Source organism: Xanthomonas nasturtii, from assembly GCF_001660815.1.
Classification (GTDB): Bacteria; Pseudomonadota; Gammaproteobacteria; order Xanthomonadales; family Xanthomonadaceae; genus Xanthomonas; species Xanthomonas nasturtii.
The window spans coordinates 37,816-47,947 of record NZ_LYMI01000031.1 but is presented as its reverse complement, the minus strand read 5'-3'; the positions used below and the strand labels follow the sequence as shown (position 1 = coordinate 47,947).

The 10,132-nt window shown below is 65.6% G+C and carries 5 protein-coding genes and 2 pseudogenes; 3 read left to right on the top strand and 4 right to left on the bottom strand.

Annotation, left to right across the window (positions count from 1 at the left end):
- Positions 1-148: pseudogene (locus A7D16_RS22550) on the top strand (IS110 family transposase); the annotation flags it as partial.
- A gap of 246 nt (positions 149-394) precedes the next feature.
- Here the strand turns inward: A7D16_RS22550 and hppD are convergent.
- Positions 395-1,510, bottom strand: a complete 1,116-nt coding sequence (gene hppD, locus A7D16_RS12505; protein ID WP_064633174.1) for a 4-hydroxyphenylpyruvate dioxygenase — start codon at positions 1,508-1,510, stop codon at positions 395-397.
- 122 nt (positions 1,511-1,632) lie between these two features.
- Here hppD and A7D16_RS12500 point away from each other — a divergent pair, with 122 nt between their 5' ends.
- Positions 1,633-2,121 carry a MarR family winged helix-turn-helix transcriptional regulator gene (locus A7D16_RS12500; RefSeq protein ID WP_064633172.1) on the top strand — a complete coding sequence of 163 codons (489 nt, stop codon included), beginning with the start codon at positions 1,633-1,635 and terminating at the stop codon, positions 2,119-2,121.
- 289 nt (positions 2,122-2,410) lie between these two features.
- On the opposite strand, the gene A7D16_RS12495 is transcribed toward A7D16_RS12500, so the two are convergent.
- From A7D16_RS12495 to A7D16_RS12485, 3 genes are all read right to left on the bottom strand, one after another.
- A complete protein-coding gene (locus A7D16_RS12495) occupies positions 2,411-3,001 on the bottom strand; it encodes a thioredoxin family protein (protein WP_064633171.1) in 591 nt (196 codons plus the stop codon).
- Between the two features lie 11 nt (positions 3,002-3,012).
- On the bottom strand, positions 3,013-4,533 hold the full coding sequence (locus tag A7D16_RS12490) for a peptide MFS transporter (protein ID WP_064633168.1): 1,521 nt from the start codon (positions 4,531-4,533) through the stop codon (positions 3,013-3,015).
- Between the two features lie 552 nt (positions 4,534-5,085).
- Positions 5,086-5,982 (bottom strand): tryptophan 2,3-dioxygenase, encoded by an 897-nt coding sequence (locus A7D16_RS12485; protein ID WP_064633166.1) that lies wholly within the window; start codon positions 5,980-5,982, stop codon positions 5,086-5,088.
- A gap of 487 nt (positions 5,983-6,469) precedes the next feature.
- Here A7D16_RS12485 and A7D16_RS12480 point away from each other — a divergent pair.
- A pseudogene (locus A7D16_RS12480) lies at positions 6,470-10,056 on the top strand (lamin tail domain-containing protein).
- The last annotated feature ends 76 nt before the right edge of the window (positions 10,057-10,132 follow it).

The window sequence follows — 10,132 nt, the reverse complement described above, 5'->3', positions numbered from 1 at the left end:
CTTCAACCCGGCCCTGCGCGAGTTTTACCAGCGGCTACGCACGCAGGGCAAAGCGGGCAAGGTCGCCCTCGTGGCGGCGATGCGCAAATTATTGGTCATCCTCAACGCCAAGATGCGAGATCAACTGGCGGCTAGCGCCGCCAGTTGATCAAGACAGTTGCTCTCCCATCGGGAGAGGGGCTTAAACACCTGCATTTTTGTCCCGCCGCGCTGTCAGAAAACTAGGTACTTGGTGCGTACTTGGCGATGCTCTCTCACTTCGCTTGATCGGGAGCGTCGCCACATCTGACCTTCCGGGAGCAGCGCTCGGTATCGCGGCGAAACGCACCACTCGCATACGTAACAACGCGGTTACTGACCCGAATCCCGAATCACCAATATCCAATCCCAGCCCTCAAAGCACCCCACGCTTGATCTGGTCGCGCTCGATGCTTTCGAACAACGCCTGGAAATTGCCTTCGCCAAAGCCTTCATTGCCCTTGCGCTGGATGATCTCGAAGAAGATCGGGCCGATGCAGTTGGTGGTGAAGATCTGCAGCAGCTTGCGCTGTTTGGTGTCCACGTCGGCGTCGATCAGGATCTTGTTGCGACGCAGGCGCTCGACGTCTTCGCCGTGGTCGGGGATGCGCAGGTCCACCACGTCGAAATAGGTGTCCGGCGTATCCAGGAAGCTCACGCCGGCAGCGCGCATCTTTTCCACGCTGGCGTAGATGTCGTCGGTGAAGCAGGCGATGTGCTGAATGCCTTCGCCCTGATAGGCGTCCAGATACTCGTTGATCTGGCTCTTGGGGTCGGACGATTCGTTGAGCGGGATGCGCACGATGCCGTCCGGGGCGGTCATCGCCTTGGACACCAGGCCGGTCTTGGCGCCCTTGATGTCGAAGTAGCGGATCTCGCGGAAGTTGAACAAGCGCTCGTAGTAATCCGACCAGCGCTGCATGTTGCCGAAATACAGGTTGTGGGTAAGGTGGTCGATGAAGGTCAGCCCGAACCCGGCCGGGTGCTGGTCGGCGCCTTCGATCGGCTCGAAGTCGGCATCGTAGATGCTGCCCGCATCGCCGTAGCGGTCCACCAGGTACAGCATGCAGTCGCCGATGCCCTTGACCACCGGCGCCGGCACAGCGCGGGTGTCGGCCTTGTCCTGCACCGCTGCGCCGCCATTGCCCAGCACCGTCTGCAGCACGGTCTCGGCCGGGGTACGGAAGCGGATCGCGAAGCCGCAGGCGCAGGGGCCGTGCGCGGCGGCGAAATCGGCAGCGAACGCATCGGGGTCTTCGTTGAGCAGGAAGTTGACCCCGCCCTGGCGATAGACGGTAATGGGGCGGCTGCGGTGACGCAGCACCGCGCTGAAGCCCATCTTGCGGAAATAATCGTGCAGTTGCGCCGCCTGGCCGGCCGGTGCGGCGAACTCGACGAATTCGAAGCCGTCGATGCCCATCGGATTGTCGAAGGTGGTGACCTGCATACCCGGATCCGGGCGCGCTGCGGTGGTGTTCGGTTGTGCACTCATCGTCGTTTCTCCACGCTGGGGGGGCCGCAGGGCTATGCGGAGTAGCAGAAGACCCGCGAGAATGCGCAGGCCACCCTCGGTTTGTAGTTGCAAATGAAACCAAAATCAAGACACAGTGCAACATGAGCGATCTCGACGCCCCCCATCCGCCGCAACATCCCGTGCTGCTCAACCTTGAGCAGTTCCTGCCGTATCGCCTCAGCGTGCTGTCCAACCGCATCAGCAGCAACATCGCCAAGGTCTACGGCGATCGTTACGGCATGGCGATTCCCGAGTGGCGGGTGATCACCATCCTGGCGCTGTATCCGGGTTCTTCGGCCAGTGAGGTGTCCGACCGCACCGCGATGGACAAGGTTGCCGTCAGCCGTGCGGTTGCGCGGCTGCTGGAGCGCGGCTTCATCCGCCGCGAAACCCATGGCGACGACCGCCGCCGTTCGATGCTGGCGCTGTCGCCGGCCGGGCGCCAGGTCTACGAGACCGTCGCCCCGCTGGTCAACGAGATGGAACAACGGCTGATGTCGGTGTTCAGCGCCGAAGAACAGCAGATCCTGGAAAAGCTGATCGACCGGCTGGCCAAGGACGGACTGCCGCGCATGGCGGGTAAGGACTGAGCAGCGCTGCGCGGTGAGCTGCTGCGTGCAGCCTTTGCAATGCGCGGTGGCTGATCCAGGTGCAGAGGTGTGAGACGCCGGCACAACGCTGGCGTCGATGCTGGACCCGCGGCGCCGTGGCAGCAGCACGTCTGCTGCCGTTTACGCTGCCACCGCCAGCGATGCGTCATCGGGTGATGTGGAAGCCAGCGCGCGTGGCAGCCCCTGCGCATGTGCAATGTGCGCCGGCACTCTGCAAACAAAACCCCCGCAGCAGTGCGGGGGTTTTGTTTGAGGCGTCCGCGGGACGTCAGGCCTGCGGCGGCGCCCACTGCTTGAGGAAGTCGAACAGCTTCCTGCGGTCGAAGCCCTCGCCCTTGCGCAGCTCAGGACCGGCCTGGGTGGTCAGCAGCTTGCCGTCGCTGTCCAGCACCAACAGCGACGGATAGTCGTTGAGCTGGGCGAACGCCGACAGGAATGCGGCATTTTCATTGGCCGCATCGCGGTTGACCTTGACCACCACGAAGTGCGCGTCGCGGAAGCTGCGCAGCTCGGCATCGCCGCCCATCAGCTCGTCCAGCGCCTTGCATGGCTCGCAGGCCGCGTTGCCCACGTTGAGCACGATGCGCTTGCCACCGCGCTTGGCCTCGACCTTGGCGGTCTCCAGATCGGCGGCCGGATCGCGCGAAGGGTCGTATTGCGCATTGAGCGCGGCAGCCGCGGCAATGTCCGCAGCGGTGGGCGTGTTGCCCGAGGACACCGGCTGGCTGGGATCGGCGCTGGGCGGCTTCTGCATCGACGTATCCAACGGCCGTGGCGCTTCCTGCTGGCTGCTGGTCTGCCCGCAGGCACTCAGCACGCCGGTCAGCAACAGGCCGCAGACAAGGGGTTTGATCGACATCGCTGTTCTCCTCACTTCACACCATGCATCAATTTGTTGATCAGCGGCGCGATCAGGAACAGCAACGCGCCGGCGCCCATCAGCGCCCAGAATCCGAAGGTATATCCGCCCAGCGCCGAGGACACGCTCATGCCTTCGTTCCCGCTGACATGGCCGGCGAAAATGCCCGACAGGTTGTTGCCGATGCCGGTGGACAAAAACCAGCCACCCATGCCGAAGCCGACCAGCCGCACCGGGGCCAGCTTGGTCACCATCGACAAGCCGATCGGCGACAGGCACAGCTCGCCGATCGACTGGATGACGTAGACCATGAACAAGGTCCAGAACGGGATCTTGCCGGCGTCGTTGACCAGGCTGGACAGCGCGAACATCAGCAGCAGGAACGCCAGGCCGTTGAACAGCAGGCCCAGGCCGAACTTGCGCGGAATCGACGGATTGAAGCGGCCGGACTTGACCCAGATCCAGGCGATGATCGGTGCCAGCGCGATGATGGCGATGGAGTTCACCGACTGGAACCACGCAGTCGGGAAGGTCCAGCTGCCGAAGTTGCGGTTGACGATATTGTCGGCCAGGAAGGTGAACGAGCTGCCGGCCTGTTCGAAGAACATCCAGAACAGCACGTTGAAGGCAAAGATGATCAGCATCGCGATCACCTTGTCGCGCTGCACCTTGCCCTCGCGGATGCCTTCGACCAGCAACATCACCGACAGGCCGACGAACAGCACGGTCAGCACGATCTGCAGCACGTCCGCACCCACGGCGAGCAGGAAGTACACCACCGGAATCGCCAGCACGCAGCCCACCAGCACCATCAGCACGCGGCCGATGCCTTGCGCATGCGGTGCCGGTGCGCCGATGCCCTTGAGCTGGGCGCGGCCGATCCAGAACCACACCAGGCTGATCAGCATGCCCACGCCGGAAGCCATGAACACCATCTTGTAGGACGGCATGGCCTCGGTGCCGAACACCTTTTCGGCCAGCAACTGCGTCAATACCGGCGAGATCATCGCGCCCAGGTTGATGCCCATGTAGAAGATGGTGAAGCCGCTGTCGCGGCGCGGATCAGCCACCGAATACAGCTTGCCGACCATGGTGGAGATGTTCGGCTTGAACAGCCCGTTGCCCACCACCACGGTGGCCAGGCCGATCTCGAACATGGTGTGGTCGGGAATGGCGATCAGGAACAGGCCGGTGGCCATCACCGCTGCGCCCACCAGGATCGAGCGTTGGTAGCCGAGCACCCGGTCGGCCACGTAGCCGCCGAAGATCGCCGCCGCGTAGACCAGCGCCAGATAGGCGCCGTAGGTGCGCCCCGCTGGCGCCTGGCCGGTGGCATCGCCATTGAAGAACTGCGCCACGATGTACAGCACCAGCGCCCAGCGAATGCCGTAGAACGCAAAGCGTTCCCAGAATTCGGTCATGAACAGCATCCACAGCGGCCGGGGGTGGCCGAGCAACGTGGGGAACTCGGGAGGCGCCGGCGGCTGCGGCGGAGTGGAAGCGGATGTCGGCGCAGTTGCGTCAACGCTCATGTGGTGTCCCTTGCGTATTCAGTAATGGCTGGGTGCACCAGGGCCGAACCCTGGGCGACGCGCGAGGATCACTTAGACGTCATGTTCGCGTCAAATTCGTCGGCGTCGGCAGCCTGATGGCGCAGGGTGGGAGGTGCAGGATCGAATAGGTACGCCAGTGGTCGTCATGTTGCTCAGATGCGCACGCCTCCCCTTCTCCCACCGGGAGAAGGTGCCCGCAGGGCGGATGAGGGTGCGGTGCCGCTGAGTGGTGGCGATTGCGGGACTCGCCTCGGCTCTGGCTATCCATAGGGATGAAGCCCGTACCCTCACCCCAACCCCTCTCCCGAGGGGAGAGGGGCTTTCAGAACCATGGCGGCCATGCCCGCCTCCCTTCTCCCACCGGGAGAAGGGAGGCGGGCATGGCGGATGAGGGTGAGGTGCCGCTGGGTGGTGGCGATTGCGGGACTCGCCTAGGCTCTGGCTGATCCATAGGGATGAAGCCCGTACCCTCACCCCAACCCCTCTCACGAGGGGAGAGGGGCTTCAGCGCGCTCCAACTTACCTCCCTGCTCAGTCGTTCCCAGCGTCCGCACTGCCCTGCGGTGGGCGGCTGTCCACGCCCACCGACGTGCGCACATCGAACAGTTCCGGGAAGAACGTCAGTGCCAAGGCCTGCTGCAGAAATCCCACGCCGCTGGAACCACCGGTGCCGCGCTTGAAGCCGATGATGCGCATCACCGTGCGCATGTGGCGGAAGCGCCACAGCTGGAATTGGGTTTCCACATCCACCAGGTCTTCGCACAGCGAATACTCGCGCCAGTAGCGGTCGGTGTTTTCGTAGATGCGCTCGAACACCGGGCGCAGGCTGTCGTCGACCACGTGCGCGGCGGTCCAGTCGCGGGCCTGGTACTGCTGCGGAATTGCGTGCCCGAAGCGCGCCAGATAGCGCAGGAATTCTTCGTACAGACTCGGCGCTCCCAGCACTTCGCGCAGCCGCGCCTGGCCCTGCGGGTCGTAGGCGAATACCTGCAGCATCTGCGGGTTCTTGTTGCCCAGCAGGAACTCGATGTAGCGGTATTGCAGCGATTGAAAGCCCGACGACGGGCCAAGCACATCGCGGAAGCCCATGTATTCGCTAGGCGTGAGCGTCTCCAGCACCGACCACTGTTCGGTGAGCTGGCGCAGCACCTGTTTGCTGCGCGCCAGCACCTTGCGGCATTGCCAGACCTCGTCGCGCTGCAGATGCACGATGGCCGCGCGCAGTTCGTGCGCCAGCAGCTTCAGCCACAGCTCGGAGGTCTGGTGCTGGATGATGAACAGCATTTCGTCGTGATGCGCCGGCTCGGACAGGGGCTGCTGCGCAGATAGCAACTGGTCCAGCCGCAGATAACCACCGTAGGTCAGCCGCCCCTCCAGATCGGTGTGGATGCCGGGTTCCAGGTCACGCAGGTTCTTGTCGACGGGCATGGCGCAGCGCTGAAGATCGGGCCACGCAGGGTAGCGCAGCGGCCGGGATTCGGGATTCGGGATTCGGGATTCGGGATTCGGGATTCGGGATTCGGGAATGACGGATGGCGGATGGCGGATGGCGGATGGCGGATGGCGGATGGCGGATGGCGAAGCGTATTCGGCCACGGCCATGGCCGGCCTTGGCTGGCTGCTTGCAGCCCCGGCGGGATTCTTTGAGGTGATCGGGCCAGCGCTACCTGCGCAGGTGCCTTGCAGGCAGCCCATACGCACGATTCACACACCCAGCCCTCCGCGTCGAGACCGCTTCTTTTCACCTTTGAACCACCCAGCACGGGTCCGGCGCGGTCGCAGCCACTGCGCCGCTGTCACCGTATCGTCAACCTAGGTCTGCAAATTCATGCAGAATCGAACGGCGCTGCCGGCCAGGGACGTGGCCGGACCAGGGGAGCGTTTCACGTCTCAAGGATCAGGGGACTCTCATCTCATGCATGTGTTGCAGCGTCGTGCAGCCGTAGTTTTGTGTGCGCTGGCCTTTGCCGGCCACGCCAATGCCCAGGTCGTCATCAGCCAGGTTTACGGCGGTGGCGGCAATAGCGGCGCCACCCTCCGCAGCGATTTCATCGAGCTTCACAATATCGGCAGCACCACGGTCAGCCTGGATGGCTGGTCGGTGCAGTACGCCTCGGCTGCCGGCAGCAGCTGGCAGGTCACCCCGTTGGCCGGCACGGTGCCGGCCGGCGGCTATTACCTGATCAAGCAGGCCGATGGCAGCGGCGGCAGCGTGGCGCTGCCCACCCCCGATGCCACCGGCACGCTGGCCATGAGCGGCACCGCCGGCAAGGTGGCGCTGAGCAATAGCGCCTCCGCGCTGAGCGGCACCTGCCCCACCGGCAATGCCGATCTGGTCGGCTACGGCAGCACGGCCAGCTGCGCCGAAGGCAACGCGCCCACACCGGCCCCCAGCAACACGCTGGCGGTGCTGCGCGGCAATGAAGGGTGCACCGACACCGACAACAACGCGGCCGACTTCGCCACCGGCGCGCCGGTCCCGCGCAATGCCGCCAGCCCCGCGCGCCTGTGCAGCGGCGGCGGCCAACCGATCGCCACGCTGGCCGATGTCAGCCAGGCCGAAGGCAATACCGGCACCCGCAGCCTTGTGTTCACGCTGAGCCTGAGCCAGCCGGCCGGCGCGGGCGGGGTGAGCTTCACCGCCGCCACCGTCGATGGCACCGCCACCGCCGGCAGCGACTATGTCGCCCTGCCCGCCACTGCCCTGCGCATCGCCGCTGGCGAACGCACGGCCAGCATTGCGGTGGACGTGGTAGGCGACACCATCGCCGAGCCGGATGAGAGCTTCCGCTTGCAGATCAGCGGGGTCACCGGCGCGCTGCCAGCCACGCTCAGTGCCACCGGCACCATCGTCAACGACGATTTCAGCCTGCTGCCGATCCACGCCATCCAGGGCAAGGGCGCCCGCTCGCCGCTGGACGGCCAGGTCGTCGCCACCTCGGGCATCGTCACTGCACGCCGCAGCGCCGGGTTCTTCCTGCAGGTGCCGGATACCGAAGCCGACGCCGACCCGTCCACCTCCGAAGGCGTCTACGTCTACACCGGCAGCGCCCCGCCGGACGCGGCCGCCATCGGCAACCGGGTGCGCGTGCAGGGCACGGTGATCGAATACGTGCCCACCGCCGACCCGACCCAGCCACCGCTGACCGAGATCGGCGGCAGTGTCACCGTGCTGGCCGATTCCACCGGCAACCCGTTGCCATCGCCGGTGATGCTGCGTGCGGACTTCCCCAACCCCAACGGCGCCTATGACCAGCTCGAAGCGCTGGAAGGCATGCGCGTGGCCGCCGCCAGCCTCACCGTCAATGCGCCCACCGGCGGCAGCGTCAACGAGACCAATGCCACGGCCACCAGCAATGGCGTGTTCCATGCGGTGGTCACCGGCGTGCCGCGCGCCTTCCGCGAGCCGGGCGTGCAGTTGCCCGACCCGCTGCCGGCCGGCTCGCCAGCCGGGGTGCCGCGCTGGAATACCAACCCGGAAGTGATCGCGGTCGGCAGTGCCGGCGTGGGCGGCGAGCGGTTGGATCTGGCCTCCGGCTGCATGGTGTTCGATGTGGCCGGCCCGCTGGATTACAGCTTCCGCCGCTACACGCTGTACCCGGAACGTACCCCGCAGGTGAGTTGCAACGGTGCCGACCAACCGCGCCAGGCACCGCTGCCGCAGGCCGACGATGTGGCCGTGGCGACCTACAACATGGAGCGCTTCTTCGACGACCAGAACGACCCGGCGATCGGCGAACCGGTGCTCACCCCGGCCGCGTTCCAGGCTCGCCTCAACAAGGCCTCGCTGGCAATCCGAAACTATCTGCACACGCCCGACATCCTGGGCACGGTGGAAGTGGAAAACATCAGCGTGTTGCAGACCCTGGCCGCGCGCATCAATGCCGATGCGGTGGCCGGCGGGCAGCCCAACCCGCAGTACGTGGCGTATCTGCAGGAAGGCAACGACGTCGGCGGCATCGACGTCGGTTTCCTGGTCAAGACCGCCTGGGTCGCCGGCGGCGTGCCGCGGGTGGAAGTGCTCTCCATCGCCCAGGAAGGCAAGACCGCCACCTGGACCGAACCGGCCGGCGGCGTGAGCCTGCTCAATGACCGCCCGCCGTTGGTGCTCACCGCCAACGTGCGTCAGGCCGATGGCCGCACGCTGCCGCTGACCGCCATCGTGGTGCATCAGCGCTCGCTCAATGGCGCCGACACCGACGATGCCGCCGGCACCCGCATCCGCGCCAAACGCCAGGCCCAGGCCGAATATCTGGCGCGCCTGCTGCAGACGCGTCAGCAACTGAACCCCGACGAGAAAGTGCTGGTGATGGGCGACTTCAACGCCTTCGAGTTCAACGACGGCTACGTGGATGGGATGGGCACGGTCACCGGCCGGCCGGCGCCGGATGCGCAGACGGTGGTGGGCGGCGATGGCGCCGATCTGGTCAACCCGGACTACACCGACCTGACCTGGTTCAACACGCCCGACCAGAGCTACTCGTACGCCTTCGACGGCAACGTGCAGTCGCTGGATCACATCCTGGCCAACGAGGCGCTGATGCGCGCACCCGGCATCGCCTCGCTCTCGGTCGGCCATGCACGCATCAATGCCGACTTCCCCGGCACCGCGCGCAACGAAGCCAATACGCCCACGCGCTTGTCCGATCACGATCCCACGGTGGTGCTGTTGCGCATGACCAAACAGGTCAATGCCGACCTGGGCGTGGCAGTCACGGCCGCAAGCGCGCAGGTCACCGAAGGCGAGCGCATCGACTACACCGTGGATGTGGAAACCGCGGGCCGGATCGGGCACCGTTCACCGCGCTGGCGCTGGTGTTCGACCTGCCGGTGCGGGCACGTGTCACAGCGCCGACGGGCTGGATCTGCCAGAACCAGACCAATGCCACGCAGACCACGTTTACCTGCAATCTGCCCGCATTGAATCCTGGCGCCATGCAGAGCTTTGCGGTGCAACTGGATACTGGCTCGGAACTGGCAGGCCGCACCTTGACCCTGGCTGCATCCGTGGCCTCGCAATCGCCTGATCCGCAACCCGACAACAACACCGACACTGCGGCCGTTACGGTGCAGGCACGGCCGCAACCCCGCAGCGACCTGGCGGTGCGTTTCGACGGCCCTACCAGCCTGCCGACCACCGCCTTCAATGCGAGCTACCGCGTGCTGGTGAGCAACATCGGCGCCGCACCGGCCACCGGTGCCAGCCTGGTGATCGAAGGCAACACGGTGTCGGCGTTGTCGCAGCTAGCGGCCCCGCAGGGCTGGCGTTGCGACAAGCAGGTGCAGTCGCTGCGCAGCGCCCGCTTCGTGTGCAGCACGGCAACGGTGGTATTGCCCGGCGCCCAGGCAGCCTTCCAGCTCACCGTCGCGGCCAAGCCGATCCCGGCCGAACGCGCGGTGCGGGTGCAGGCCACTGCCACTTCCAGCTCGCCCGATGCCAATCCGACCAACAACGCTGCGCTGATCGTCACCCCGATCAGCGGAGGTGACGGGCGTCGCTGATCGCAGTGCAACACGTCGCAGTTCTCAACTGCGACAAAGGCGCGGCCTGGTCCGCGCCCTTTTTTTTGTGCAAGCC